Source organism: Streptococcus tangpeifui, from assembly GCF_044503215.1.
Lineage (GTDB): Bacteria > Bacillota > Bacilli > Lactobacillales > Streptococcaceae > Streptococcus > Streptococcus tangpeifui.
Genome location: NZ_CP172427.1, coordinates 276073 through 301473 on the forward strand (window position 1 = coordinate 276073; position 25401 = coordinate 301473).

The 25401-nt window shown below is 41.5% G+C and carries 24 protein-coding genes and 1 other RNA gene; 20 read left to right on the plus strand and 5 right to left on the minus strand.

The window, feature by feature from the left end:
* The first annotated feature begins 106 nt into the window (after positions 1 to 106).
* From ACFSN5_RS01445 to ACFSN5_RS01460, 4 genes are all read left to right on the plus strand, one after another.
* Positions 107 to 805, plus strand: coding sequence for an AzlC family ABC transporter permease (locus ACFSN5_RS01445; RefSeq protein ID WP_165212026.1), 699 nt, complete (start codon positions 107 to 109; stop codon positions 803 to 805).
* Complete coding sequence (locus ACFSN5_RS01450; protein ID WP_165212029.1) at positions 792 to 1118, plus strand: AzlD domain-containing protein; 327 nt, start codon at positions 792 to 794, stop codon at positions 1116 to 1118. The genes ACFSN5_RS01445 and ACFSN5_RS01450 overlap by 14 nt, the downstream gene beginning before the upstream one ends.
* A gap of 45 nt (positions 1119 to 1163) precedes the next feature.
* A complete protein-coding gene (nth, locus tag ACFSN5_RS01455; protein WP_165212032.1) occupies positions 1164 to 1793 on the plus strand; it encodes an endonuclease III in 630 nt (209 codons plus the stop codon).
* Between the two features lie 489 nt (positions 1794 to 2282).
* Entirely contained in the window at positions 2283 to 3308 is a 1026-nt protein-coding gene (locus ACFSN5_RS01460) for a threonine aldolase family protein (protein WP_165212035.1), read from the plus strand.
* Positions 3309 to 3537: 229 nt separating this feature from the next.
* On the opposite strand, the gene ACFSN5_RS01465 is transcribed toward ACFSN5_RS01460, so the two are convergent.
* Positions 3538 to 4716 carry an NAD(P)/FAD-dependent oxidoreductase gene (locus ACFSN5_RS01465; protein WP_165212038.1) on the minus strand — a complete coding sequence of 393 codons (1179 nt, stop codon included), beginning with the start codon at positions 4714 to 4716 and terminating at the stop codon, positions 3538 to 3540.
* Positions 4717 to 4969: 253 nt separating this feature from the next.
* Here ACFSN5_RS01465 and ACFSN5_RS01470 point away from each other — a divergent pair, with 253 nt between their 5' ends.
* From ACFSN5_RS01470 to ACFSN5_RS01490, 5 genes are all read left to right on the plus strand, one after another.
* Positions 4970 to 5488: a DUF536 domain-containing protein gene (locus tag ACFSN5_RS01470; RefSeq protein ID WP_165212121.1), complete on the plus strand. Its 519-nt coding sequence runs from the start codon at positions 4970 to 4972 to the stop codon at positions 5486 to 5488.
* 458 nt (positions 5489 to 5946) lie between these two features.
* Entirely contained in the window at positions 5947 to 6534 is a 588-nt protein-coding gene (locus tag ACFSN5_RS01475) for a 3'-5' exonuclease (protein ID WP_004226538.1), read from the plus strand.
* A gap of 120 nt (positions 6535 to 6654) precedes the next feature.
* Positions 6655 to 7380, plus strand: a complete 726-nt coding sequence (locus ACFSN5_RS01480; protein WP_165329296.1) for a MerR family transcriptional regulator — start codon at positions 6655 to 6657, stop codon at positions 7378 to 7380.
* The gene (locus ACFSN5_RS01485; protein WP_165329297.1) at positions 7380 to 8309 is read left to right on the plus strand and encodes an ABC transporter ATP-binding protein; all 930 of its coding nucleotides are present in this window, start codon (positions 7380 to 7382) and stop codon (positions 8307 to 8309) included. Before ACFSN5_RS01480 ends, ACFSN5_RS01485 begins: the two co-directional genes overlap by 1 nt.
* On the plus strand, positions 8302 to 9108 hold the full coding sequence (locus tag ACFSN5_RS01490) for an ABC transporter permease subunit (protein WP_165329298.1): 807 nt from the start codon (positions 8302 to 8304) through the stop codon (positions 9106 to 9108). Before ACFSN5_RS01485 ends, ACFSN5_RS01490 begins: the two co-directional genes overlap by 8 nt.
* Positions 9109 to 9244: 136 nt before the next feature.
* Here the strand turns inward: ACFSN5_RS01490 and ACFSN5_RS01495 are convergent, their stop codons facing one another.
* On the minus strand, positions 9245 to 9544 hold the full coding sequence (locus tag ACFSN5_RS01495; protein WP_165212049.1) for a YbaB/EbfC family nucleoid-associated protein: 300 nt from the start codon (positions 9542 to 9544) through the stop codon (positions 9245 to 9247).
* 202 nt (positions 9545 to 9746) lie between these two features.
* Here ACFSN5_RS01495 and pepC point away from each other — a divergent pair, with 202 nt between their 5' ends.
* Complete coding sequence (pepC, locus tag ACFSN5_RS01500; protein ID WP_165329299.1) at positions 9747 to 11084, plus strand: aminopeptidase C; 1338 nt, start codon at positions 9747 to 9749, stop codon at positions 11082 to 11084.
* Between the two features lie 103 nt (positions 11085 to 11187).
* Here pepC and pbp1a read toward each other — a convergent pair whose 3' ends face one another.
* The gene (gene pbp1a / locus ACFSN5_RS01505; RefSeq protein WP_165329300.1) at positions 11188 to 13440 is read right to left on the minus strand and encodes a penicillin-binding protein PBP1A; all 2253 of its coding nucleotides are present in this window, start codon (positions 13438 to 13440) and stop codon (positions 11188 to 11190) included.
* Positions 13437 to 14042: a Holliday junction resolvase RecU gene (gene recU, locus ACFSN5_RS01510; RefSeq protein ID WP_165329301.1), complete on the minus strand. Its 606-nt coding sequence runs from the start codon at positions 14040 to 14042 to the stop codon at positions 13437 to 13439. Before recU ends, pbp1a begins: the two co-directional genes overlap by 4 nt.
* Before the next feature lie 75 nt (positions 14043 to 14117).
* Here recU and ACFSN5_RS01515 point away from each other — a divergent pair, with 75 nt between their 5' ends.
* The 5 genes from ACFSN5_RS01515 to ACFSN5_RS01535 all read left to right on the plus strand — a co-directional run bounded on the left by ACFSN5_RS01515 (position 14118) and on the right by ACFSN5_RS01535 (position 18155).
* Positions 14118 to 14642, plus strand: a complete 525-nt coding sequence (locus ACFSN5_RS01515; RefSeq protein ID WP_165212058.1) for an SLOG family protein — start codon at positions 14118 to 14120, stop codon at positions 14640 to 14642.
* A gap of 91 nt (positions 14643 to 14733) precedes the next feature.
* Positions 14734 to 15072 (plus strand): cell division regulator GpsB, encoded by a 339-nt coding sequence (gene gpsB / locus ACFSN5_RS01520; RefSeq protein WP_165212061.1) that lies wholly within the window; start codon positions 14734 to 14736, stop codon positions 15070 to 15072.
* Between the two features lie 18 nt (positions 15073 to 15090).
* Positions 15091 to 15459, plus strand: an RNA gene (gene rnpB / locus ACFSN5_RS01525) — RNase P RNA component class B.
* A 63-nt stretch (positions 15460 to 15522) separates the two neighbouring features.
* On the plus strand, positions 15523 to 16677 hold the full coding sequence (locus tag ACFSN5_RS01530) for a THUMP domain-containing class I SAM-dependent RNA methyltransferase (RefSeq protein WP_165212064.1): 1155 nt from the start codon (positions 15523 to 15525) through the stop codon (positions 16675 to 16677).
* Between the two features lie 11 nt (positions 16678 to 16688).
* Positions 16689 to 18155: a cell division site-positioning protein MapZ family protein gene (locus ACFSN5_RS01535; RefSeq protein ID WP_165329302.1), complete on the plus strand. Its 1467-nt coding sequence runs from the start codon at positions 16689 to 16691 to the stop codon at positions 18153 to 18155.
* Positions 18156 to 18640: 485 nt separating this feature from the next.
* Here ACFSN5_RS01535 and ACFSN5_RS01540 read toward each other — a convergent pair whose 3' ends face one another.
* Positions 18641 to 19123 carry an S-ribosylhomocysteine lyase gene (locus tag ACFSN5_RS01540; protein ID WP_165329303.1) on the minus strand — a complete coding sequence of 161 codons (483 nt, stop codon included), beginning with the start codon at positions 19121 to 19123 and terminating at the stop codon, positions 18641 to 18643.
* Between the two features lie 200 nt (positions 19124 to 19323).
* Between ACFSN5_RS01540 and ACFSN5_RS01545 the strand changes: the two genes are divergently transcribed.
* From ACFSN5_RS01545 to ACFSN5_RS01565, 5 genes are all read left to right on the plus strand, one after another.
* Positions 19324 to 20931, plus strand: coding sequence for a ribonuclease Y (locus ACFSN5_RS01545; protein ID WP_165329304.1), 1608 nt, complete (start codon positions 19324 to 19326; stop codon positions 20929 to 20931).
* A gap of 147 nt (positions 20932 to 21078) precedes the next feature.
* Positions 21079 to 21531: a PTS sugar transporter subunit IIA gene (locus tag ACFSN5_RS01550; protein WP_165329305.1), complete on the plus strand. Its 453-nt coding sequence runs from the start codon at positions 21079 to 21081 to the stop codon at positions 21529 to 21531.
* Positions 21528 to 21827 (plus strand): PTS sugar transporter subunit IIB, encoded by a 300-nt coding sequence (locus ACFSN5_RS01555; protein WP_165329306.1) that lies wholly within the window; start codon positions 21528 to 21530, stop codon positions 21825 to 21827. The genes ACFSN5_RS01550 and ACFSN5_RS01555 overlap by 4 nt, the downstream gene beginning before the upstream one ends.
* Before the next feature lie 28 nt (positions 21828 to 21855).
* Positions 21856 to 23220: a PTS ascorbate transporter subunit IIC gene (locus tag ACFSN5_RS01560; RefSeq protein ID WP_165329307.1), complete on the plus strand. Its 1365-nt coding sequence runs from the start codon at positions 21856 to 21858 to the stop codon at positions 23218 to 23220.
* Between the two features lie 126 nt (positions 23221 to 23346).
* The gene (locus ACFSN5_RS01565; RefSeq protein WP_165329308.1) at positions 23347 to 25395 is read left to right on the plus strand and encodes a BglG family transcription antiterminator; all 2049 of its coding nucleotides are present in this window, start codon (positions 23347 to 23349) and stop codon (positions 25393 to 25395) included.
* Positions 25396 to 25401: the final 6 nt, after the last annotated feature.

Sequence of the window (25401 nt, forward strand, 5' to 3'; positions counted from 1 at the left end):
TAAGCCGGAGATTTAATTGAGAATTCAGATTTCCCAGACTTCTTGTCTTGGGCTTTTTTCTCTGCTATAATGATAGAATATTCTAAAAATTGAAAGAAGTCTTGATATGCAAGAAAAGGGATTTAAAGCTGGGGCTAAAGATGCTCTGCCGACAGCTTTAGGTTATATATCGATAGGGATTGCTTTTGGGGTAGTGGCAGCTTCGGCAGGTCTGTCAACCTTAGAAGTCGGTTTGATGAGCCTTCTCATTTATGGAGGTTCAGCTCAGTTTGCTATGGTAGCCATGATTGTTTCAGGAGCCGATTTGTTGACGATTACCCTGACTGTCTTTCTGGTCAATCTGCGAAATATGCTGATGAGCCTGCATGCTACAACTATCTTTACCAAGACTCCCTTCTTTCAGAATATTCTCATGGCTACTCTAATTACCGATGAAAGCTATGGCGTTCTCTTGGGAGAACAGGTTCACAATAAAGCTATTACAGCGGCCTGGATGCATGGTAATAATGTAGTTGGCTACCTAGTCTGGTTTTCGGCGACAGTTATTGGAACTCTAGTGGGCAATCTTATACCTAGTCCGCAAGCCATGGGGCTGGATTTTGCCTTGATTGCAATGTTTCTGGGACTCTTGGTCTTCCAGCTGGAGTCCATGATTTCGCAAGGAGCCAAAAAGCTCTGCTTGATTTTATTAGCTGTGGCGGCTAGTTACCTGCTCTTGGCGACCGTCTTGACTTCGTCTTTGGTAGTTTTGCTGGCAACCTTCATCGGCTGTAGCCTGGGGGTGATTTTAGATGGCAAATACTAGTTTTATTTTACTGGCTATCGTTCTGGGTTTTGTTGTGACTTGGATTCCTCGAGTGCTTCCATTTGTTTTAGTCAAATATCGGGGGTTACCTGATGTGGTCGTTCATTTTTTGAAATACCTACCGGTGACCATTCTCTTTGCTTTGACCTTGTCCAGCCTTTTTACCAGTAAGGTGGGAGATCTACCTAGGATCAATGGTTTGGAAGTACTAGCCAGTTTCCCTACTTTACTAGTCGCCATTCGGACAAAAAATCTTCTCTATACTGTTTTAACAGGTATTGTCAGTCTGGCTTTCTTGCGTTTGGTTTTTTAGAAGTCTCAAGCTGTGGTAAAATAGGGACAAGAAAGTGAGGCTCTTATGGTTTTATCAAATAAACGTGCCAGAAAGGTAATTGAGGCGATTATTGCTCTTTACCCTGATGCCAAACCCAGTTTAAATTTTGCCAATCATTTTGAATTGTTAGTAGCAGTCATGCTGTCCGCCCAAACAACGGATGCTGCAGTTAACACGGTGACACCGGCCCTCTTTGAGGCTTATCCAACTCCTGAGACTATGGCAGAAGCCAGCGAAGCTGATTTAGCCCAATGTATTTCTCGCTTAGGACTCTATCGTAACAAAGCCAAGTATTTGAAAAAATGTGCCCAGCAATTAGTCGAAGACTTCGCTGGTCAGGTTCCGCAAACGAGAAAAGAGTTGGAGAGCTTGGCAGGTGTCGGTCGTAAGACGGCTAATGTGGTTATGAGCGTTGGTTTTGGTATTCCAGCTTTTGCAGTTGATACTCATGTGGAGCGGATTTGTAAACACCATGATATTGTGAAAAAGTCTGCCAGTCCTCTGGAAGTAGAAAAACGGGTGATGGAAGTTCTTCCGAGAGAGGAGTGGCTGCCAGCTCATCAGGCCATGATTCTTTTTGGACGTGAAATCTGCCATCCTAAGAATCCAGAATGTCATAACTACCCACAACTCTACGATTTTTCTGATAGTTAAGCTCTTAAATGAGTCTGGGAAAAAGTCCAGATTCGTTAGCCTTGTTCTAGATTGACACAGTAGTTGGGAGTAAGACTATTGGTTAGACCAAGAAGTCTTAACCCTGCACAGTTCATGAGATACTTTAGTACCAATGAACCACTGCTGATTGGATTTTTCTGTAACTGGAGCTTCTTAGTTTTTAAGCGCCCCCTTAAACAGTCTGGGAGGCTGTTTGAGAAACCAATATCCAACTGTGCGGAGGTGGGTTAAAAAGCTCTGGCAGAGCTTTTTAATCGGGAAATAAAGCTTGCAAAGCAAGTGTCAAAATGCTCCAGTGGACTTTGGCAGTCTGAAGCCTGCCACTTAAAAACAAGAAAGTGGCAGAGGCCTGAGCCTTAAAATGGAGAGCGAGGAAAATCAAAGTCGTGATTTTATCACGATTTACTGATTGAGTCCCACTCTCAGTTGATTCTTAGTGTCGAGCTGTATGGTATGGAAAGGAAATTTATGTTACATTTTGAAAACGACTATAATGAAGGAGTCCATCCCAAGCTTTTGGAGGCCTTGACCAAGACCAATACTGAAAATCTAGCAGGATACGGCCTTGATTCCTATACTGAGGGGGCAAGTCAGAAAATCAAAGAGGCCTGTCAGGCTCCCAACGCCCAGGTTTTCTTTTTGACAGGCGGAACTCAGACCAATCAGGTGGTCATTGATACCATGCTGGCGTCTTATGAAGGTGTCTTAGCAGCAGAAACAGGGCACATTGCTGCTCATGAAGCTGGGGCGATTGAATATACCGGTCACAAGGTATCAACCTTGCCGCACGAAAATGGAAAGCTAACTGCTGGGGATGTTAAAGCATGTCTGGAGGATTTTTATGCTGATGATAATCATGAACATATGGTTTATCCTGGCATGGTCTATATTTCTCATCCGACCGAATACGGTGCCCTCTATAGCAAGACAGAGTTGGCGGAGCTTGCTCAAGTCTGCCGTTCTTATGCCATTCCTTTATTTTTAGATGGGGCTAGACTGGGGTATGGTTTAGCAGCGAAGGAGACAGATCTTGATTTGCCGACGATTGCTGAGTTGACAGATGTCTTCTATATCGGTGGAACCAAGATGGGGGCTCTAATAGGTGAGGCAGTCGTCTTTACACATGGGAATATGCCCAAGCGCTTTAATACCATGGTCAAACAACACGGTGCTCTCTTGGCTAAGGGGCGGATCTTGGGGATCCAGTTTGATCAATTCTTTACGGATAATCTCTATGAAGAAATTGGTAAAGGAGCTCTTCGTTTGGCTGAACAGCTCAAGGGAATTTTAAAAGATAAGGGCTATTCTTTCTTTTATGAATCGCCGACTAATCAACAATTTGTTATTGTTGAAAATGGTCAGCTAGAAGCATTAGGGGAAAAGTTGGCCTACAGTTCTTGGGAGAAATATGATGATAATCATACCGTGATTCGTCTAGCAACAAGCTGGTCCACGACTCAGGAAGATATCGATCAATTAAAAGAAATTTTATAGAAAAAGAGTGGCTGGTTGAGTCACTCTTTTTAAATCTTAAATAAGCAGAATGCTTGAGATAAGGCTTGTACCAAAAATAGATAAGAAAAAAGCAGCCGCTAGGGCTGCAAAGGGTTTGAATAAGAAGAATTGTGAGATAATTATAACCAAAGTCACTAAAAACATACTTAAGAAAAACTATTAGAAAACTTAACTTTATATTGGCTTGGGAGGACGGTATTATTGTCCTCTAATAGTGAGGGCTACCAGCTACCCAGCCGGTGCAAAGGGCAGCAGTGATATTAAAGCCACCGGTATGGGCATTGATATCCAAGACTTCACCAGCAAAGTGCAAGCCCAAAACTGTTTTGCTTTCAAGAGTTTTGGGGTTGATTTCCTTGAGGTCGACTCCACCTTTAGTCACAAAGGATTTAGCTAGAGACATCTTACCAGTAATTTTAATAGGCAGAGACTTGACTTTTCTGATAAGCTCAGTTTTTTCTTGAGGGGTCAGCTGTTTGACTCTTTCAGGGAAATGTTGGGTGAGAAAGTCAGCCAAACGTTCTGGCAGTAAGGTCTTTAAGGCATTTCTAATGGTTTTTTCTCGCTCTTGTTCGAGAAAGGCTGCCAGGTCATCAGCTGTTAGCTTGGGCAAGAGGTCAAGATAAGTAACTTCGCCACCTGAAACGAAGCTGGACAGTCTTTGAGCGGCAGGCCCAGATAGGCCAAAATGGGTAAAGAGCAGGTCATGGGTGATTTTATGCTTGCCGTAAGTTAAAGTCACATCATCCAGAGAAATGCCTTGCAGGGCTTTATGAGGAAAGTCGGTTAGCAGAGGACTCTCCGCAGCTTCTAAAGGAGTGACTGTTATCTTGAAGTGACGGGCAATGTCATAACCAAACCCAGTTGAACCAGTTGAGGGATAAGACTTGCCTCCTGTTGTGACAATCAACTTTTGGCAAGTAAAGGTCCGTTCAGCAGATTTTAGGACAAAAATCCTACCTTGTTTTTTAACTGACACCACTTCTGTTTGGGTTAAAATCTGACCGCTCAGTTCCCTAATTTTATTTTCTAAGGCTTGGATGATGGTACGGGATTTATCAGTTGTTGGAAACATGCGGCCATGATCTTCTTCCTTTAGAGGAACCCCATTATCTTCGAAAAAATTGATGATATCATGGTTATCAAACTGGGATAGGACACTATAGAGAAAACGGCCATTGCCGGGGATGCCAGCCATGAGATCATCCAGGCTGCCGCTGTTGGTGACATTGCAACGACCGCCGCCAGTCCCCGCTAATTTTTTTCCTAAGCGTTTATTTTTTTCAATGAGGAGAGTAGAGAATCCGTAAGAGCAAGAAGCAATAGCCGCCATCATGCCTGCAGGACCACCACCGATGATGATAGTATCAAATTCAGCTTTTGTCATGACTTTATTATAGCATAAGGGTAGGAGAGGTAGGCTAGGAATCAATGTAAAAATTGACTCAGATTTGACTAGGCTTTCTTTAACCGGATTATCTAGGGCTATTAATGGATAAGTTGGTTGGATTTACGGATGCCTAGCTTCGTTAATGACAACCTTAGGGCAGAGACGTTCTTTTGAATCTTTGTTGAAATTGACAGTCAAAGCCTATTATGATACTATTTTAGAAGAAATTTCGGATAAAAAAGAGGACTTTATGGCTATTGAAAAAACAGTCAGTGAATTAGCTGAAATTCTTGGTGTCAGTCGCCAAGCGGTCAATAATCGAGTAAAATCATTACCAGAAGAATTTGTTGGAAAAAATGAAAAGGGTGTGACGGTTGTCAATCGTGATGGCCTTATAAAGCTGGAAGAAATTTATAAGAAAACGATTTTTGAGGACGAGCCGGTCAGTGAGGAAACTAAGCAGCGGGAACTGATGGAAATTCTGGTGGATGAGAAGAATGCGGAGATTGAGCGTCTCTATAACCAACTTAAGGCTAAAGATGTTCAGCTTTCTTCCATGAATGAGCAGCTCAATATCAAGGATGTGCAGATTGCAGAAAAAGATAAACAGTTGGATCAGCAGCAACAGCTGACTTTGACGGCTATGCAGGACAGTGAAAATCTTAAATTAGAATTAGATGAAGCTCGTACTCAGGTTGAAGAGATTCAAATTCAGCAGGCTCGTGCACAGAAGAAAGGCTTTTTTGCACGGATGTTCGGCGGTAAGTAATTGAAAATACAGAGGAGGCTGGGTAAGAACTCGTCCAGTCTCCCTGTTTTGGAATAAACTCTTAGCGCATTGGCTGGGAGCAAGACTTGTTGACTATGCCAAGCAGTCTTACCCTGCACAGTTGATTAGGCTGGCTGCTCTCACTTGCGTGATAGTTAAACAGTCCAGTGGACTGTTTAGGGGGTTGCCTGACAATGGGACTGAGGACTGCCAATTAACCACTGCGTCAATCTGGTCAATCTAGAACAATGTTAACAAGTCTAGACTTTTGTCCCAGACTCCATTGCTGGCCAAGGCCAAAGCGGAAAACCTAAACGAACGTGATGAACCTTCTTAATTTTATTTCCGACCTCAAAAGATCTCCCGGACCTTTTGAGGTGTGCGGGGGTGGGAATGCAGCCCAAAATTTTCAATTTTTGGGTTGCTCCCACTCCCTTTTTGATTGGAAAGGATATACCATGGAAAAATTAGATACTTATATTGCTTTTGATCTAGAATTTAATACAGTTGAGGGAGTCAGTCATATTATCCAAATTTCAGCTGTTAAGTTTGACAAGCATGAAGAAGCGGCACAGTTCGATAGCTATGTCTATTCGTCTGTCCCCTTGCAGAGTTTTATTAATGGCTTGACAGGAATTACAGCGGATAAAATTTCACAAGCCCCAAAGATTGATCAGGTACTGGATGCTTTCAAGTCCTTTATTGGGGACACACCACTTATTGGCTACAATGCTCACAAGTCTGATCTCCCGATTTTAGCTGAAAATGGTCTTGGTTTAGCTACACAATATAAGCTAGACATCTTTGATGAAGCTTATGAGCGCCGTTCGACTGATTTAAACGGTATCGTCAACCTTAAATTAACAAGTGTAGCTGACTTTTTAGGAATCAAGGGGCGTGGGCATGATAGCTTAGAGGATGCTCGAATGACGGCGCGTGTTTACGAAGCCTTTTTAGAACTGGACAGTAACAAAGATTACCTTAATCAGCAGGAAGAAGCGCATGGTGACAATCCGTTTGCAGCTTTGGGGGATTTATTTGATTAATAGCAAAAATTGTCAAAAAAGTGATGTTTTGGCTTGCATGTAACGCAGCGTCATTTGCTAGGATATAGGAGAACAGGGGGTGAACAATGGTTTTCCTTGTTCTTGGTAGGGAGGTAATAAGTGACTAAGACGTATTCAACTGGTGAGCTAGCCAAGCTCGTTGGTGTGTCAGTACGAACGGTGCAATACTACGACCAGAGGGAGATTTTAACCCCGTCGCAGTTGACTGAGGGTGGCCGACGAATCTATACAGCATCTGATGCTGAGCAGCTTAAACTCATTTGTTTTCTGCGTGATATGGATTTTTCGATTGAAGACATCAAGACGGTTTTATCAGAAGACAGAGAAATGTCGGTTTTGCAACTCCTGCTAAAAGAGCGGATTGCAGACCTAAAAACTGAAATTGCTGATAAGCAGGGCAAACTTGACACAGCTGTCAACTTGCTTGACAGGCTGAAAAAACAGGATGATTCATCCCTTAAAACTCTTTCAGGCCTTTCACTAACCTTGAAAAATCAGAAAGCCTGGCGACGATTGCAGTGGCAATTATGGGGGAGTTTGGTGCTGGTGATAGTAATCGTCTTTATCTATGCGAGTTTCATTGATGCTACCGATTATGAATGGACTATTTTACTTGCTTTACCGGTCATTTTTCTTGTTGTAATAAGGATGATGTACCAGTATCATCGACGTGTTGTTTATTTATGCCCTAATTGCCATCAGATCTTTAATGTTTCTCTAAAGGCTTTTATCTTCGCATCCCATACACCTAGAACTCGAAAATTTACCTGCCCTCATTGCCAGCAAAAATCATTTTGCTTAGAGTTAGCTAAGGAGGTAGACTAATGGTAGAACCTATTTTAAGCTGTCAGCAAGTAACCAAAAATTTCAAGCATAAGTCGGTACTCAAGGGTGTTGACCTGAAAATAGAGGCTGGTCGCATTCTTGCTCTCTTAGGTCCTAATGGGACGGGTAAGACAACCTTGATACGGACAATCTTAGGGTTGCTAAAAGCAGATAGTGGAACGGTTGAACTGTTTGGCGAAACGCTGACAACAAGGAATCGTGCTGATTTATTAAAGCAAATTGGGGTTCAAAATGATGGCAACCTCTACGAGCAGCTATCTGTCAAAGAAAACCTAAGAATCTGGGGTCAGCTTTATGGCCTTGATGCTTCTGATATTGAACAAGCGATCAGTGAAGTGGTGGAACGTTTAGATTTAGTAGCTTATCTCAATGAAGCAGTTGGTAAACTCAGTAAAGGAAATCGTCAAAAGGCGGCCCTAGCTAGAGCAATTTTACATCAACCAAAGCTCTTGATTTTAGATGAGCCAACTACAGGTTTAGACCCACAGATGGTTGAGAGTTTCCTCAGCTATTTAAAAGAACTCGTTGCCAGTCGTGGAACGACAGTACTGATGTGTACGCATCAACTACACGGTTTAGAGCTAATTGTGGACGATGTGGCTATTATGTCAGAAGGAAAGATTTTATTAGCTGGTGATTTGGAGAGGTTGCTAAGCAGTCGTTGTGATGCTCAGCCCCTATGTTTGAAAGTAGCTCCCTTAACATTAGCTGTAAAGACTGCTCAAAATTATGGAAGGATTGATCTGGGAGATACTGGCTTAAGGATAACTGGTATCCAGCGTCAAACCATTCCTCAGTTAGTGGCGAATTTAGTGGCTCTGGACTGTGATATCTACCATATAGAGCGTGAGGCTCTTAGCTTAACCAGTCTTTACTTAGAAGTAATAGGAGACTCAAAAGATGAATAAGAAGCAGATTGCAGTGATTATCCGCAAGGATTTGCAGGATTTTTTCTCAGACAAGAGTATTCTAGGGCTTTTCATTTTTATTCCCTTGCTCTTTAGTCTAATTTTACCAGTTTTACTCATAAAGCTCGGTAACAATGAGTTGCTGTTTGATTCTATCAATGGGATGGATAGCTTTGTGGATAACCTGCCAGCTACAATCCTTCCTAAGGGTATCGACAATGACTTAGCTCCGCTTTATGCTCTTTTGATATTTTTTATGCTTCCTCTTTTTATGATGTTACCAATTATTTTCTCAAATTTAATAGCTAGTTTTAGCTTTATCGGAGAAAAGGAGCATAAGACCTTAGAAGGTTTGCTTAGTACACCGATTAGTCCTCAAAGTTTACTGGTTGGGAAAATGTTAGCCTCTATGATTCCAGCTGTTTTGGTCACTTGGCTGGCTATGGTAGTTTATGGTGTCATCGTAGATGTCATGGGCTATTCCCTATTTCACCACTTGCTCTTTCCCAATATAACTTGGTTGATCAGTGGATTGTTAGTTTCTCCATTACTTGTTATGCTGTCGAGCTTCTTGGTCTTAGGGGCATCTCAATATATCAAAACGAGTAAGTCGGCTCAGTCTGTTTCCATGTTATTGATACTTCCCTTGGTGACTCTAATGATTTCACAAAGTACAGGTGTGATGCTAATTGGCCTTGAACTAATGTTGATAATCGTAGGAATTTTAGCCTTATTCAATGGGCTTGCTTTTTATATCCTCACTAAGATTTTTAATATGGAGGCCTATATTACTCAATAAAATCGTATATAGTAAAAAAATCGCTTGGAAACTCCAAACGATTTTTTATTATGGCTCCAACCAGTTTTTCTCAGAGAGAAAAACAAGAAAACCACCAGCTAGGCTGGTGGCAAATAAGGCTTCTAGCCTCCATTTATTAAAACGGCAATTTACCGGCAAAAGCTCCCATCGATTTTTTAGTTGCTTCATCAATTTGAGCAAGGGCATCATTAACAGCTTGAGCAGTCATGTCAGATAAGGTTTCAAGATCCTCCGGATCAACGACAGCTTCCTGAAAGTCAATAGAGACTAATTTTTTATCGCCTGTAAAAGTTGCAACAACTAAATCCTGAGCGGACTTGCCGATAAATTCTTGAGCAGCCAACTCGCCTTGTTTTTGTTCCATCTGCTTTTGTAGTTTTTGCGCTTGCTTCATCATATTTTGCATATTCATCATTGTTCTAAATTCTCCTTAAAATTTTTACTTTGCCATTATATCATGTTTAAGCTTAATTTTGAAATAACCTGAGCTAGCAGAAAAGACTGGGATGATATTGATGGTTAATGAGACTTTTTGCCTTTGATTCTTTGCAAGAGTTTGCATATTCTTTGGCATGTATTATAATAGATGAGAAATGAAAATTAGAAGGAAGTGCACTATGTCGAAAATTGAAACACGTTTTACTGACAAACTATATGCAGACTACCAGGCCAACCCTAAGCTGAGAGCTGTTGAAAATGCTGTGACTCATGCTGGACTGCTTAAGTCTTTAGAAAATCGCAAGGCTAGTCAAAACAATGATTTTGCCTACTCCATTGATTTAACCAAGGATGAGGTTGCCAATCAAAAACAATCCGGTCGTTGCTGGATGTTTGCGGCTCTCAATACCTTCCGCCATAAATTAATGGCAGACTTCAAGTTGGAGAATTTTGAGCTCTCTCAAGCTCATACCTTCTTCTGGGATAAGTATGAAAAATCTAACTGGTTCTTAGAGCAAATTATTGCGACAGCTGACCAAGAGTTAGGTAGCCGCAAGGTTAAATTCTTGCTTGATGTTCCGCAACAAGATGGGGGCCAATGGGACATGGTCGTGGCTCTCTTTGAAAAGTACGGAGTCGTACCCAAATCAGTTTATCCAGAATCTATTTCATCTAGCAATAGTCGGGAACTTAATCAATATCTTAATAAGTTGCTCCGTCAAGATGCTCAAATCTTGCGGGAATTAATTGCTGCTGGTGCTGATGACAGCTCTGTCCAAGCTAAGAAGGAGGAGCTCTTGCAAGAAATCTTTAATTTCTTAGCTGTTAATCTTGGCTTGCCACCGCGTCGGTTTGATTTTGCCTATCGCGATAAGGATGATAATTACCATAAGGATAGTGATATTACACCGCAGGAATTTTACCAAGAGTATGTTGGCCTCAAGCTGGATGATTATGTATCTATCATCAATGCTCCGACAGCGGATAAGCCCTATGGTAAGTCTTACACAGTTGAGCTTTTAGGGAATGTAGTTGGCAGTCGCCAAGTTCGCTACCTCAACCTAGATATGAAACGCTTTAAGGAATTGGCTATCGCTCAAATGAAGGCTGGTGAAACAGTTTGGTTTGGTTCAGATGTGGGGCAATCCAGCAACCGTCAATCTGGCGTTATGGCTGCTAATCTTTACGATTTTGCGACAGCTCTTGATATCAACCTTAAGCAGGATAAAGCTGGTCGGTTGGATTACAGCGAAAGCCTGATGACTCATGCCATGGTTCTCACTGGTGTTGATTTGGATGCTGAGGGTCAACCTATTAAATGGAAGGTTGAAAATTCTTGGGGAGAAAAGGTCGGTCAGGATGGTTATTTCGTTGCAACTGATAGTTGGATGGATGAATATACCTACCAAATTGTTGTCCGCAAAGAGTTCCTCACTCAAGAAGAGCTGGCAGCCTATCAAGCAGAACCGAAAGTTTTGGCTCCTTGGGATCCAATGGGAGCTTTGGCTAGTAAATAAGTTCTAGTTTTTTAGAGATATATAATAATCCTAGGAGAAAAATGCTTCTAGGATTTTTAAGATGTTTAAAAGAGCCTTGAGCGTAAACTCAAGACTCTTTAGACTATTCACTATCATTATCATCACTGTCGCTATTATTTTGGTCAGTTTGACTGCTCGATGAGCTACTATTATCAGAACTACTGCTGGAACTTTGCGTTTGAGAATCAGAACTGCTGCTGTAGCCATAGGATGATGACGATGTACTGTAACTGTAGTTGTTACTATAACCACTCTTGGCAACATAGCCACCGCTACGATAGACCCCATCAGGCATTGTCCAATCTGTAGAGCCGCTGCCATAAGTTTGGAAGAGGAAGGAACTCATAGCTTGATAAACTTCTGCTGCGACATCAAGACCTGTACCATAGACAGGCGTGAAACGGCTCTTGTAACCAGTCCAAACTGCCATAGAGTACATCGGCGTGATTCCAACGAAGGATTCATCAGGGGCCATGGTTCCGACAGAGGCATTGTAAAGACCGGTATCAGCCTCGACCTGTGCCAACTCATCATCGGAGTAGTTGGAAGTACCAGTCTTACCAGCATTGATAGCACCGGGTACAGCAGCTTTGGTACCTGTACCAGCTTGTAGAACGGTCTTCATCATATCGACCATCATGTAGGCTGTTTCAGGTGACATAGCTTGTGAGCCATTCGATGAGAAGGTTTGGTCTTTACCATTGCTAAACTCAATTTTATTGATATAGAGCGGCTCATAATAGGTACCGCCGTTGGCAAAAGCAGCGTAAGCAGCAGCCATTTTTTCAGAGCTGGCTCCATATTTTTGATCAGAACTGCTAGTATTACTTGAGATCGCATTGGAGTATTGTAGTTCAGGATAGTTAATCCCCAACCCGCTCAAGAAGGCTTGGGCCTTATCTAGACCGACTGCATAGAGGGACTTAACTGCTGGAATGTTACGAGATTGCTGGATAGCGGTTTGGATAGACATATTTCCCATATATTTTCTATCCCAGTCGTAAACTGGTGTCGATGTTCCAGGGAAATTGTAAGGACTATCGGAAACACTTGCACCAGTTGAGTTGTACACACCATTTTCGATGGCTGGCGCATAATCCGTGATTGGTTTCATGGTTGAACCCCAGTCACGGTCGGTTAGGACAGCTTGGTTAGACCCCATCGAAACAGCTGCATCTTGGTGCCGAGCACCGATTTGAGCCACAACATTACCATTAGTCACATCAATGACGGTTGTCGCTATCTGCATTTGGTCATCAGGGTAAGCCACATAATCATCGGAGTTGACAATATCGTAAAGACGTTGTTGAGCAGTCGGGTCAACATTCGTATAAACTTTAAGTCCTGCACTGTAGACATCTGCATGGGTCTTGGCCGAAACTTGATTGACAACTTCCTTGATATAATTATCGAGGTAGGCATCATAGCTTGATTTTTCGGTCTGTGGAATCAACCCTTCTCCAACATCAGTGGCGATAGCAGCATCGTAAGTCTTCTTATCGATGCTGCCCACCTTATACATTTCAGAAAGGACAGTATCCCGCCGTTTCTTGGATTGTTCAGGATTGGTGTAAGGGTCATAGAGAGTTGGAGCATTTGGCAGCCCTGCAAGGAGAGCCAGCTGAGGAATGGATAAGTCAGTGAGACTCTTGCCATAGTAGCCCTTGGCTGCGGTTTGCATTCCGTAATAACCATTCCCCATATAAACTTTATTGACGTAGAAGGTCATGATTTCTTCTTTGCTGTACTTCTTTTCCATCTGGATTGACAGCCAAGCCTCTTGAGCCTTCCGTTTAAGAGTCTTATCGGAATTGTTAGTGGAGAAGTAGGCCAGTTTGATTAATTGCTGGTCAAGCGTAGATCCCCCTTGGGTGCTGGTACGGGTCATATTGTGCCAGGCCGCACCGATAATCCGATAGATATCAATCCCACGGTGTTTATAGAAGCGATGGTCCTCAATAGCTGTAATAGCATTAACCAGATTAACAGGAATTGAATCGGTTTTAGCACTGATCCGCTTTTCTGCTCCTAAGTCAGCGATTTCACTGCCATTTTTGTCGTAGAGAATACTTGAGTTAGTAGCAACCAGCTGTCTTTCAGACAGGCTAGGTGCACTGCTGGCATAATAAGCGAACAGCAAGCCGCCTGCAATGATCCCAACGATTGCTAGGGAGGCGATAATGCCTAGAAAGTACTTAAAGAATTTCCAAGACTTCTGCTTAGGTGTTAATTTGCGTCCATGTTCGCCTTCACTTTTTCCAATTGATTTGATTCGGTTGGATAAATTATTCCCAATGCCCTTCAAATCTGGAAATTTAAAATTAAAATTTTTCATAAGTCTTTACTTCCGTTCAAAAAATGGTAGTCGATAATGTCTAAATAAGGTACCTGAGGAAAGGCACTTTCCTTGATTATGATACCCTCTTTTCTGATATAATGAAGGGGCATGGACTTGCTGCCATTGTCAATCTGATAAAAATCTATCAGAGCCCTCGCTGGTAGGAGATAAGTTTCTTTCAAGCTAGAAAAATGCAGTAGGACAAAGCAAATGCCATCCTGCTTGAGCACCTGTTCCATGTGTTCAACCTGATGGGCATGAAAATTTTTCATGGGCATGGCTGTTTTTTGGCGGGTCTCCTTAGCCTCAAAGTCAATATAATGCCCCTTATAAACACCAGAATAATCTGTTGTGGAGGCTTGACGAAAGTAGGCTTCTACTATTTTTGCCCGACTCCGTCTGGGATAATCAACCTTGACAATCTGAACAGGGGTCGGTTTCTTGTGAATGACAGCCATCTGATGGGCCAAATAGTATTCATTGGTCTGGTTGATAGCTGCTTCGAAAGACATTCCCCGATTGGCAAAATCAGTTTTTTTCTTTTGCTGCCTTACTTTTGGAAATGGCTTACGAACAAGGTTATGTGGATAGTTAACCATAATTCTCCTAACTGAAACAGACTTATTTCCATAAGCCTTCCCATTATACCATAAAAATTTAAAGGAATACAGTCTATGACCTCAATTCTTGTAACGGGTTACCGTAATTTTGAACTGGGAATTTTTAAAGATGATGACCCTAAAATTGGGATTATCAAAAAAGCTATCAAACGGGCCATTTTACACTATTGTGATCAAGGTTTGGACTGGCTCATTTTTACAGGAAATCTGGGTTTTGAATTCTGGACTTTTGAAGTTGCTGAAGAGCTGAAGTCAGAATATCAGTTTCAAACGGCAGTGATTTTTCCTTTTCAAACGCATGGTCAAAATTGGAAGGAAAGCAATCAAGAAAAGCTGGCTCGTTTTAAGCAGGCTGATTTTGTGAAATATTCCTATGAGAGCTATCAAAATCCTAGCCAATTTAGAATTTACAATCAATTTTTGATTGATAATACTGATGGCGCCTATGTTTTTTATGATTCTGAAGCTGAAACGAACTTGAAATATTTTATCAAGCAAATGACCTCAAATAATCATTATTTTGTAGACTTCTTAACTTTCGAAAATTTAAATGAAATTTTGGAAGAGGATGAGTGGTAAAGACTTGATTTTTGATAGTTTTGTCTGTATAATTACTATTTGCTAGGGCTGTTAGCTCTGACAAAAATGACAGATAGGTATGGAGAAAAGAATGGCAAGTATTATTTTTAGTCCTAAGGACATTTATGAACAAGATTTTAAAACCAGTATGCGCGGCTATGACAAGAATGAAGTTGATGAATTTTTAGATGATGTCATCAAGGACTATGAGACTTATGCGGCTCAAATTGCAGCTTTGCGCAAGGAAAATGAAAAGTTAAAAGCTGATGCTAAAAAAGCTGCGGCTCAGCCTGCTAGTGTGACCCCATCGTACGGCAGTGATGGTCTTCGCACGGCTAGTGTGGCCTCGGCACAAGCTAGTAATATTGATCTTTTGAAGCGAGTTAGCCGCCTTGAAAAGGAAGTTTTCGGGAAACAACTGATGGACTAAAAGACAGTATAGTGTGCAATTTTTGGATAATCGCATGTCGCTTTTTAGTCGATATGAGGAAAGTCCATGCTAGCACTGGCTGTGATGCCAGTAGTGTTTGTGCTAGGTGAAACAATAAGCCTAGGCATGTCTATTTGACATGACGGCGGACGACGGAGCTAAGTTCTTGGATATGTTCCCAGTCCTGAAAGTGCCACAGTGACGGAGTTCTTGGGGAAACTCAAGGAGTGGAACGCGGTAAACCCCTCAAGCTAGCAACCCAAATTTTGGTCGGGGCACGAGATGGCTGGAATCCGAACGGACCATCTTGACTGCGTAAGCGGTAGACAGATGATTATCGAAGGAGACAGCGCCTAGTGTCTCCGGAACAAAACATGGCTTATAGAAAATTGCATAATAGGTTTAGGAGCTAGCTCAGGCTAGCTTTTATTGTATAAAAATAGGATAGATATGAAGCAAACATTTAATTTAATAGCAACAGCGGCAGCAGGACTCGAAGCAGTAGTTGGCCGTGAAATTAAAGATTTGGGAATTGAGCGCCAGGTTGAAAATGGCCGGGTGCGTTTTCAAGGAGATATCCGTACAATCGCGGAAACGAACCTCTGGCTGCGGGCAGCAGACCGCATTAAGATTGTCGTGGGGGAATTTCCGGCTCGGACCTTTGAAGAACTTTTTCAAGGGGTCTTTGCCTTGGATTGGGAAAACTACCTGCCTTTGGGAGCTAAGTTTCCAGTAGCTAAGGCCAAATGTGTCCGTTCCAAGCTCCATAATGAGCCTAGTGTTCAGGCTATTACTAAAAAAGCCATTGTTAAAAAATTGCAGAGCTATTTCCATCGTCCTGAAGGGGTTCCCCTGCAAGAAATTGGGGCTGAATTTAGGATAGAGGTATCGATTCATAAGGATCAGGCCATGGTCATGATTGATACAACAGGAGAAAGTCTTTTTAAACGGGGCTACCGAACTGATAAGGGCGGAGCTCCTATCAAAGAAAATATGGCAGCTGCTATCATTATGCTGTCCAACTGGTATCCTGATAAACCTTTTATCGATCCGACTTGCGGTTCGGGGACCTTCTGTATTGAAGCGGCCATGATCGGTATGAACATTGCACCAGGCTTTAATCGGGATTTTGCCTTTGAAGCTTGGCCCTGGGTTGATAAAGAGCTAGTTGAGGCTGTCCGTGATGAAGCAGACGGCAAAGCCAACTATGATATAGAGTTGGATATTATGGGGACAGATATTGATGCCCGCATGATTGAAGTTGCTAAAAATAATGCCTTAGAAGCAGGACTTGCAGATGTTATCAAATTGAAACAAATGCGCTTGCAAGACTTGAAAACAGATAAAATCAACGGCGTTATTATTTCTAATCCTCCTTATGGGGAGCGATTGCTTGATGACAAAGCGGTTGACATTCTGTATAATGAAATGGGTCAGACCTTTGCTTCACTTAGGACTTGGAGCAAGTTTATTTTGACCAGTGATGAAAATTTTGAACAAAAGTATGGGACAGCCGCTGATAAGAAACGCAAGCTCTATAATGGAACCTTGCGGGTTGATTTGTATCAATATTTTGGTCAGCGGGTTAAGCGATCAGAAATGTAGAGAGGACTTTTATGGCTAAGGAAAATGAGAATGGGAAGCTGGATTTTGAAGAAGCCAAGGATATGACAGTTCAAGAAGCTCTTCAAAAACACAAAGAAATTGAAGCTGGCGTCACTGATGATGATGGTGTTCTCGATAAATATATTAAGCAGCACCGTGATCAAGTGGTTGCTGAAAAGTATGAGGCACAGACGTCTGACTTTGAAAATATTGATACGTCATCTTTGGATAGTTTTATTCAAAAGCAGAGAGAGGAACTGGCCAATCAAGGTTTATTATCTAAGGAAGAGCCGGAAAGTCAAGCGCAAAATCAGGCTTCTGAAACAATAGCTGCCGACCAGAAGGACCCAGAATTCCTAGATGAAACCCGTGTCTTTGCCCCTGCCAAAGAAGGGGTGAAATCAGCAGATAAGACTGCTGAGGATGACCAGTCTATCAATGATGAAGACTATCTGGTTGAACCAGAAGAAAAGTCAGATGAGGATGAGGATTTCTTACCAGAAGAAGAACCCTCTAAAAAGAAAAAAGCAGGAATTGTAGCTGGCCTAGTGGCCATTTTAGTGGTCATTGTCGGGACTGGTTTTGGCTTGAATTATTGGAATAAGCAGTCAACGACAACGGTATCTTCTGGAGCTAGTACTAAAGGTAAAGATGCTGGCAAAACAGATTACAAAGCTTTTCAAAAGTCCTATAAGTCCTTCTTTATTGATGATAAACAGACCCAGTTGAAAAATAGTCAGTTCAGCCAGCTGGTTAATCTCAATAAGACTCTGAAAAAACTTGATGGTACGACTTATTATAAAGATGCCAAGTCAGATTATAGCAGTCTGAATAAGCAGATTACAGCGATCAAAACTGTCAATAAACTTTTTGACAAAGATATGATTGTTGATGGAAAGTTGGCTGCCGATGCTAAGGCCAAGAAGGATGCGGATTTTGATAGCCTGACTGATGATACTCTTAAAACTGGTAATAGCACACTTGATAAATTGATTCAAGAAGCTATTAAAAAGGGGAAGGAGCAGCAAAAAGCTAGTCAAACTCCTGCTTCCAGTTCATCTAGTCAGTCTGGTTCTGCTCCTGCTGATAATGGTGGTCAAAATACCAATACTGGCTCATCCAATAATGCTTCTATTCCTTCTGGTGGGAATATCCGTCAGTCTGGCATTACCAGCTATGACCCTTCCATTCTTCAACGAGATCGGAGCCGAGTTCCTTATAATGCGGATGCAGTTAAGGATGTCAATAATGCCGCTTGGATTTTTGGTGATGGTATCTTGGAAAAGGTTGTCTCAACGTCACAGTCACGTGGTTATTTCTCAGGTAATGACTATATTTTGGAGCCGGTTAATATTGTCAATGGTCATGGTTACTATAATATGTATAAGTCAGATGGCACCTATCTCTTTTCTGTAAATGCTCAAACGGGCTACTTTGTTGGAAATGCTTCCGGCAATTCAGATAATCTTGATTTTTAAGTTTTTAAAAGAGAGTGGGACTCAATCGGTAAATCGTGATATAAATACGATTTTGATTTTCCTTGCTCTCCATTTTTATTTAGGCTTTAACCTCTGTTGTTCTTTAAGATGGCGAGCGTTTGGCAGTCTATCTCCAGACTGCCAAAGTTCACTGGAGCATTTCACCCCATCTCCGTACAAGGAAAAGTTGATGTAGTGGGTAGATAAAGGCTTGTTTGGGGGACAAACGCTGTAACCCAAGAGGGAAATGCCAAGTAACAATTGACATGGGATTGGTTCTCATGACCAATAACCTCCTCAAATACAACAAGAAAATGGCTCGCAACAAAAACAGAGACTCACATCAAAAGTGAATCTCTGTTTTTTCTTTGACCTGAACTCTTTTTGTCTCAGACTCTTGTTTTTATACGATTAAAGCTTAAAAATCTGCTGGGCTTGAGCTATTCACTAGGACTAGAAAGTTTCAGATCAGACTTTACAACTGTTTAAACGGTGTGGCGCTCAAAAGCATTATCGGAAATTCCTTGGGAAAGGATAAGCTTGGCCCATTCTTTAGCTGAATGCAGGCTGTGATCTTTATAATTTCCACAGGATTCAATAGTTGTTCCCGGGACATCATCCCAGGTAATGCTAGTGGCGATTTCTTCCAGACTGGATTTAACGGCTTTAGCGATTTCTGTCGGATTTTGCTTGCCCCAGAAAATCATGTGAAAACCTGTACGACAACCAAAAGGAGAGCAGTCAATGAGACCATCGACGCGCTGGCGAATCAGTTTGGCTAGTAGGTGTTCAATAGTATGCAAACCTGCCGTATCAATAGCATTTTCGTTAGGCTGAACTAAACGAAGATCAAAATTGGTGATCGTGTCTCCAGCAGGCCCTTGTTCTTCAGAAATTAAGCGGACATAAGGTGCTTTTACTATAGTATGATCCAGTTCAAAACTTTCTACAACAACATCTTTTGGCATAAGTGAACCTCACTTTCAAAAGTTTTACTAATTTCATCATACCACAAATGTTAGAAATAAATGAAAAATGAGTATCACGGTCTATAAAATACTGGTGTTGGGAGTTTGTTATGTAAGAAATATAATTGAGATATTCTTTAAAATATGCTAGACTTAAAGTTAGCCTTTTGGTAAAAAAGGTATTAGATTTGAGGTGAAACATGCTAGATATTATTTTAGCGATTGTTGCTATCCTCATTGGTTTAGGTATTGGTTATGGAGCCATGGTTGCTAAGACAAAAGCTGACCGTGAAGCTGCAGAACTAGCGCTTTTAAATGCCGAGCAAGAAGCCGTTACGATTCGTGAAAAAGCTCAAGATGACGCTGTTCATATTAAAAAAACAGCAGAATTGGATATGAAAGCTGAACGCAAAGAGCTCCTTCTTGAGGCTAAGGAAGACGCCAGAAAATATCGTGAAGAAGTTGATAAAGAATTTAAGTCTGAAAAACAAGAGTTGAAGCAAATGGAGACGCGTCTGACTGAGCGTGCTTCAAGTCTTGATCGTAAAGATGAAAATTTATCAAGCAAGGAAAAAACACTTGATAGTAAAGAACAAAGTCTTTCTGATAAATCTAAACACATTGATGAGCGAGAAGCTAAGATCGCACAATTAGAAGAAGAAAAACAAGCTGAGTTGCAACGAGTTGCCAATATGACTATTGCTGAGGCGCGTGATGTCATTTTGACAGAGACTGAGAATGATCTGAGTCAGGATATTGCTAGTCGCATTAAGGATGCTGATGATGAGGTCAAGCGGACAGTTGATAAAAGGGCTAAAAACTTATTAGCTCAGGCCATGCAACGTTTGGCTGGTGATTATGTTACTGAGCAGACTATTACGACAGTTCATCTACCAGATGACAGTATGAAAGGACGAATTATTGGACGCGAAGGTCGTAATATTCGGACTCTGGAAAGTCTAACTGGGATTGATATTATTATTGATGATACCCCAGAAGTTGTTGTTCTTTCTGGTTTTGATCCCATTCGCCGTGAGATTGCCCGCATGACTCTGGAAGCCTTGATTCAGGATGGGCGTATTCATCCAGCTCGCATTGAGGAATTGGTTGAAAAGAACCGGCAGGAGATTGATAATCGTATCCGTGAGGCTGGTGAAGCAGCTGCTTACGAAATTGGTGCTCCTAATCTTCATCCCGATTTGATTAAGATTATGGGTCGCTTGCAGTATCGGACGTCTTATGGTCAAAACGTTTTGCGTCACTCGGTTGAGGTCGGTAAACTAGCAGGTATTTTAGCTGGTGAAGTCGGCGAAAATGTTGCTTTAGCTCGCAGGGCAGGTTTTCTCCACGATATGGGGAAGGCGCTTGACCGGGATATTGAAGGCAGTCACGTCGAAATTGGGACAGAATTTGCTCGTAAGTATAAGGAGCACCCTGTAGTAGTTAATACGATTGCCAGTCACCATGGTGATGTAGAGCCAGAGAGCGTCATTGCTGTTCTGGTTGCGGCGGCTGACGCTCTCAGTTCAGCGCGTCCGGGGGCTCGTAATGAATCTATTGAGAACTATATCAAGCGTCTGCGCGATCTGGAAGAGATTGCTTCCGGTTTCGATGGTGTTCAGAATAGTTTTGCCCTGCAGGCGGGTCGTGAGATTCGTATCATGGTACAACCTCAGAAAATTTCTGATGATCAGGTAACTATTTTAGCCCATAAGGTTCGCAAGAAGATTGAGGATAATCTAGATTACCCAGGGAATATCAAGGTGACAGTCATTCGTGAACTGCGTGCCATTGATTATGCCAAATAAAAGTTATAAAGTCGCTAGGCAACTTAGCGGCTTTTTTAGTGCACTTTTTGTTAGAGGCCGTGACAGAAGTTGTACCCAAAAAATATTGAAACGCTTACATTCCTTGCTTATAATGATGGTAACAAGGAAATAAGGAAGGAGGCCCGTATGATATCGCGATTCTTAACTCAGGATAGTGTACGCTTTTCTGATAAAAAAATATCTTGGGAAGATGCTATAAGATTGTCTGCCCAGCCGCTGCTTGACCAAGGTAAAATTGACGAAGTTTACATTGGGGCCATGGTCAATAAGGTAAAAGAGTTTGGTCCTTTTATTAATTTGGGGCAGGGAGTGGCTCTCCCACATGCCCGGCCGGAGGAGGGTGTCAAGGAATTTGGGATGTCCGTTTTAAAATTACAAGAGCCGGTGTTTTTATTGAATGATGAACAACAAAAAGTAGATTTACTTTTTTGTTTAGCGGCTAGTGATAATGACAAGCACTTAGAAGCTTTGTCCTCTTTAACGAAACTTTTGTCCAATAAGCAGACCTTGAAGCGGTTAAAAGAGGCCAAGACTAGTCAAGAATTTATGGCTATTATAAAGATGGAGGAAGGGTCATGAAAATTTATGCCGTATGTCAAAGTGGTTTAGGAACTAGTTTTATGGTTCAAATGAATATTGAAGCAGCTTTAGAAGCAGCTGGGGTTGATAGGAATGATTTCCAGGTTGATCATGCCGATTCTGGCAGTATCAGTGGAGATATGGCAGATTATTTCTTTGCGGAAAAAACACTGGTACCAGCTTTAAATAATCTACCAGATGAAAAAATAATCCCTCTGGATTCCATTATTGATGCTGACGAAATTAAAGAAAAAGTTTTGCAGCTCTTAGACGATAATGGGATTGCGCACAGTTAATTCTGGAGATTAAAGGAGGGTCTCGGTTATGGAAAGTATCCTGAATTTATTTGTTTCGATTGTTACGCAGCCGGCGATTCTTGTTGCGCTGATTGCTCTGATTGGTTTGATTTTGCAGAAGAAAAAGATTTCTGATGTTGTTTCGGGAACGATTAAAACAGCTGTCGGTTTCCTTGTTCTGACAGGCGGAGCTGGCATTCTTCAATCAGCATTGGAACCTTTCGCGAAAATGTTTCAAGTTGCTCTTCAAGCTCAAGGAGTCGTTCCGAGTAATGAAGCTGTTGTGGCTATTGCCTTAAAAGATTATGGCAGCCAGACTGCCCTGATTATGCTGGTAGGGATGATCGTCAATATATTATTAGCCCGCTTTACAAGATTTAAATATATCTTTTTGACAGGACAAGCAATGATGTATGTTTCCTGTATTACCGCCGTTATTCTGATTAGCTCCGGCATGAAGGCCAGTCCTCTGATGATTATTTTAGGAGGGATTTTTGAAGGGACGCTTTTAACGATTACCCCTGCTCTTTGTCAGCCCTTTATGAGAAAAATAACTGGTAATGATAAGGTCGCAATGGGTCACACTGGTAATATTGGCTATGCGGCCTCTGGCTGGATTGGAAAATTTTTTGGTGATGAAACAAAGTCAACAGAAGATTTAAATGTTCCATCATCATTTGGTTTTTTGAGGGACTCGACAGTTTCTATTATGATTTTGATGAGCTTAGTTTACCTTGCATTGACCTTCTTTACAGGACTTGGTTACGTGGAAAATAAATTAAGTGACGGAACCAGTGCTATCGTCTTTGCTCTTGTTCAAGCCGGAACTTTTACAGCTGGCTTTGTCGTTGTTCTTCAAGGTGTTCGGATGGTTTTGGCTGAAATTGTTCCAGCCTTTCAAGGAATCGCTAAAAAGTGGGTTCCTGATTCTAAGCCAGCTTTGGATGTTCCCATTATTTTCTCGTATGCTCCAAATGCTGTACTGATTGGCTTTTTCGTCAGCTTTATCGTTGGGACCTTATCGATGTTTGCCATGATTGCTCTTCACACTACGGTGATTATTCCGGGGGTTGTCGGACACTTCTTCTGTGGAGCAGCAGCGGGTATCTATGGTAATGCTACGGGAGGCCGGCGAGGAGCTGTCTTAGGTTCGGCCTTCAATAGTCTCTTACTCAGCTGGTTACCTCTAACTATTTTGCCGCTTTTAGGCTCTTTAAAATTAGCAGCTTCAACCTTTGCTGATACGGACTACTTAATTCCGGGATGGATTTTAGGTACGTTAGGTCAGGCAGGTCCTGTGGTCTTGATAACCAGTATTATTGCTTTTGTATTACTTGTTATCATAGCTAGTTTTCTTCTTGGAAGGAAGGCGAGAGCTGTCAGCGGTGAATGATAAACAAACTATCGTCCCACCACTTCGGGCGATAGTTTTTGATTTTGAAATAAGGTGTCAGTATGTTAGAGTGATTATACTAACTAGTACTAATCATTGTCTTGCATCAAAGGTTGGAGGGAAAGTATGCTTGATAAGCGGTTAAGAGATCTGGCTAATTTTTTTATCAGGGAAAGACGAAGCAGCCTAGCTGTCTTAGAGAATTATTTAGGCTTGTCGCGTCGGCAAATTACGTACGTACTAGATCGATTAAATGAACTCTTTCGAGAAAATCAGATTTCACCGATTTCTTATCTGGGACGGGAGCTCGAACTCACCGATAAGCAGTTGGATTTCCTGTCGCAGCTGCTCACTACCTCTCAAATGAAGAATTATATAATGAATAATGGAGAGAGGCAGAAGTTTCTTTATTTGATGCTAGTTGCCGTTGATTTGGACTATATTTCCTTAGCAGATATTGTGGATGACTTACGGGTTAGCAAGACAACTGCTCTGGCTGATTTGAAAAATTTGGAAAAGTGTTTAAAGGTCAAGGGTATCACTCTAGCCTATTCTAGGGATAAAGGCTACCATCTCTTGGGGGATGAATTAGTGTTGAGAAATCTGCTTTTTGAATGGTTAACAAAAGATATTGAAGAAGATAATAGTATTATCTACGATGTCTACATGTCAAGATTTAAGACTGAGAACGTTGAAACTCTTGTCCAAAAAATCCGTTTATTGAAGCAGTCCTACCATCTCCGTCTAGTAGAAAGCCGGATGGTTGAGCTAGCCTATTTTATTGTTTTGACTCTGAATCGTTTAAGAGAGGGATTCTATCAAGGAACCGATTTTTCAGAGATTGCGCTCTCAGATTTTGAAGAGTATCATTTTGTTCAAGCCTTACTAAAAAGTCTAGACATAAAAAGTCCTAAAGAAAGTTCCTTTTTATCCGCTTTGGTTTTGGGGGAATCAGTAGGCGATATTCATTTTAATTCACCAGATAGGGCGAAAATTTTAGAACTGACAGAGGCAATGGTCACTCATTTTCAGATCTTATCTGGGATTCATTTTATGGAATGGTCCAATATCGTAGGGCAAATCTATAGCCATTTAAGGCCAACTTATTATCGTTTGCTGTTTCATCTACCCATCAACAATATATTGGTTGATAAGGTAAAGTCAGAATATCCTAGTATTTTTTATCTTGTTGAAAGGGCCTTACAAGAGACAGACAGTTTAAAAATGTTTGTGGTCCCAGATGAAGAATTGGCCTTTTTGACGATGCACTTTGCTTCCATCTTGACGAAGAATCAGCGAAAGACTCATCATCGTTCAATCAGAGCGCTGGTTGTCTGTACGAATGGTGTGGGCAGTTCGGCCATCCTGTTTGAAAAATTAGACCATTTATTTACTGAAATGGGTTTGCTGGGACCGATGGACATGGAGACAATGATGACCGTGGCTGATGGTGATTTTGATATTATTTTTTCTACGGCCAGTAATGCTTCGATTTATCACATGCATAAGCCTGTTTTCATTGTTAACCCTGTCATGACTGCCGATGAAGAGTATCGTCTGGTCAAGCGGGTTTATGAGACTGTAGGAAATTCTTATTTTAGGCTACCGAGTGTAGATGATTTGATGGCGATTATCGAAAAATATGCGATCGTTCACAACAAAACATCTTTGCGACAGGAACTGTTTCAGTACCTTTCTCCTCAGCTAGGAGATAGCAAACTTCTTTCTGAAAAACTAGGTTTAAATGATGTCTTAAAAGAGGAGTTCGTTCTTGTTCTTGAAAATGTATCCAATTTGCATGAGGCGGTTGAGACAGTGGCTAAGCCATTAGCGGAAAAAAATATTATCGAAGTGAGTTACATTAATCAGGTTTTAGAAAGTCTGGATCGAAACTTGCAAAATTTTTTAATCGCTCCGGGAGTCTTACTGCCCCATGCTTATCCTAATGGTGTTAATGCTATAGGAGTAGGTTTAGCTACGTTGCCAAAGCCACTTGAGACAGCTTTGGGTCAGATTAGCCTGGTTATTTTTCTGGCTGCTGTGGATAATGAAAGCCATCTGCAGGTTATGAAAGATCTACTTAAGCTTCTTTCAAATCGACCACTGGTTGATGAGTTGAAAAGGTCAACTTCTCAGGAAAAAAATTATCACTTACTTCAAAAGGCTCTCGAGTAAACATAG

Coding starts and splice junctions, on each gene's coding strand:
- ACFSN5_RS01445 (WP_165212026.1), top strand. CDS start 107: ATGCAAGAAAAGGGATTTAAAGCTGGGGCTAAAGATGCTCTGCCGACA.
- ACFSN5_RS01450 (WP_165212029.1), top strand. CDS start 792: ATGGCAAATACTAGTTTTATTTTACTGGCTATCGTTCTGGGTTTTGTT.
- nth (WP_165212032.1), top strand. CDS start 1,164: ATGGTTTTATCAAATAAACGTGCCAGAAAGGTAATTGAGGCGATTATT.
- ACFSN5_RS01460 (WP_165212035.1), top strand. CDS start 2,283: ATGTTACATTTTGAAAACGACTATAATGAAGGAGTCCATCCCAAGCTT.
- ACFSN5_RS01465 (WP_165212038.1), bottom strand. CDS start 4,716: ATGACAAAAGCTGAATTTGATACTATCATCATCGGTGGTGGTCCTGCA.
- ACFSN5_RS01470 (WP_165212121.1), top strand. CDS start 4,970: ATGGCTATTGAAAAAACAGTCAGTGAATTAGCTGAAATTCTTGGTGTC.
- ACFSN5_RS01475 (WP_004226538.1), top strand. CDS start 5,947: ATGGAAAAATTAGATACTTATATTGCTTTTGATCTAGAATTTAATACA.
- ACFSN5_RS01485 (WP_165329297.1), top strand. CDS start 7,380: ATGGTAGAACCTATTTTAAGCTGTCAGCAAGTAACCAAAAATTTCAAG.
- ACFSN5_RS01490 (WP_165329298.1), top strand. CDS start 8,302: ATGAATAAGAAGCAGATTGCAGTGATTATCCGCAAGGATTTGCAGGAT.
- ACFSN5_RS01495 (WP_165212049.1), bottom strand. CDS start 9,544: ATGATGAATATGCAAAATATGATGAAGCAAGCGCAAAAACTACAAAAG.
- pepC (WP_165329299.1), top strand. CDS start 9,747: ATGTCGAAAATTGAAACACGTTTTACTGACAAACTATATGCAGACTAC.
- pbp1a (WP_165329300.1), bottom strand. CDS start 13,440: ATGAAAAATTTTAATTTTAAATTTCCAGATTTGAAGGGCATTGGGAAT.
- recU (WP_165329301.1), bottom strand. CDS start 14,042: ATGGTTAACTATCCACATAACCTTGTTCGTAAGCCATTTCCAAAAGTA.
- ACFSN5_RS01515 (WP_165212058.1), top strand. CDS start 14,118: ATGACCTCAATTCTTGTAACGGGTTACCGTAATTTTGAACTGGGAATT.
- gpsB (WP_165212061.1), top strand. CDS start 14,734: ATGGCAAGTATTATTTTTAGTCCTAAGGACATTTATGAACAAGATTTT.
- ACFSN5_RS01530 (WP_165212064.1), top strand. CDS start 15,523: ATGAAGCAAACATTTAATTTAATAGCAACAGCGGCAGCAGGACTCGAA.
- ACFSN5_RS01535 (WP_165329302.1), top strand. CDS start 16,689: ATGGCTAAGGAAAATGAGAATGGGAAGCTGGATTTTGAAGAAGCCAAG.
- ACFSN5_RS01540 (WP_165329303.1), bottom strand. CDS start 19,123: ATGCCAAAAGATGTTGTTGTAGAAAGTTTTGAACTGGATCATACTATA.
- ACFSN5_RS01545 (WP_165329304.1), top strand. CDS start 19,324: ATGCTAGATATTATTTTAGCGATTGTTGCTATCCTCATTGGTTTAGGT.
- ACFSN5_RS01550 (WP_165329305.1), top strand. CDS start 21,079: ATGATATCGCGATTCTTAACTCAGGATAGTGTACGCTTTTCTGATAAA.
- ACFSN5_RS01555 (WP_165329306.1), top strand. CDS start 21,528: ATGAAAATTTATGCCGTATGTCAAAGTGGTTTAGGAACTAGTTTTATG.
- ACFSN5_RS01560 (WP_165329307.1), top strand. CDS start 21,856: ATGGAAAGTATCCTGAATTTATTTGTTTCGATTGTTACGCAGCCGGCG.
- ACFSN5_RS01565 (WP_165329308.1), top strand. CDS start 23,347: ATGCTTGATAAGCGGTTAAGAGATCTGGCTAATTTTTTTATCAGGGAA.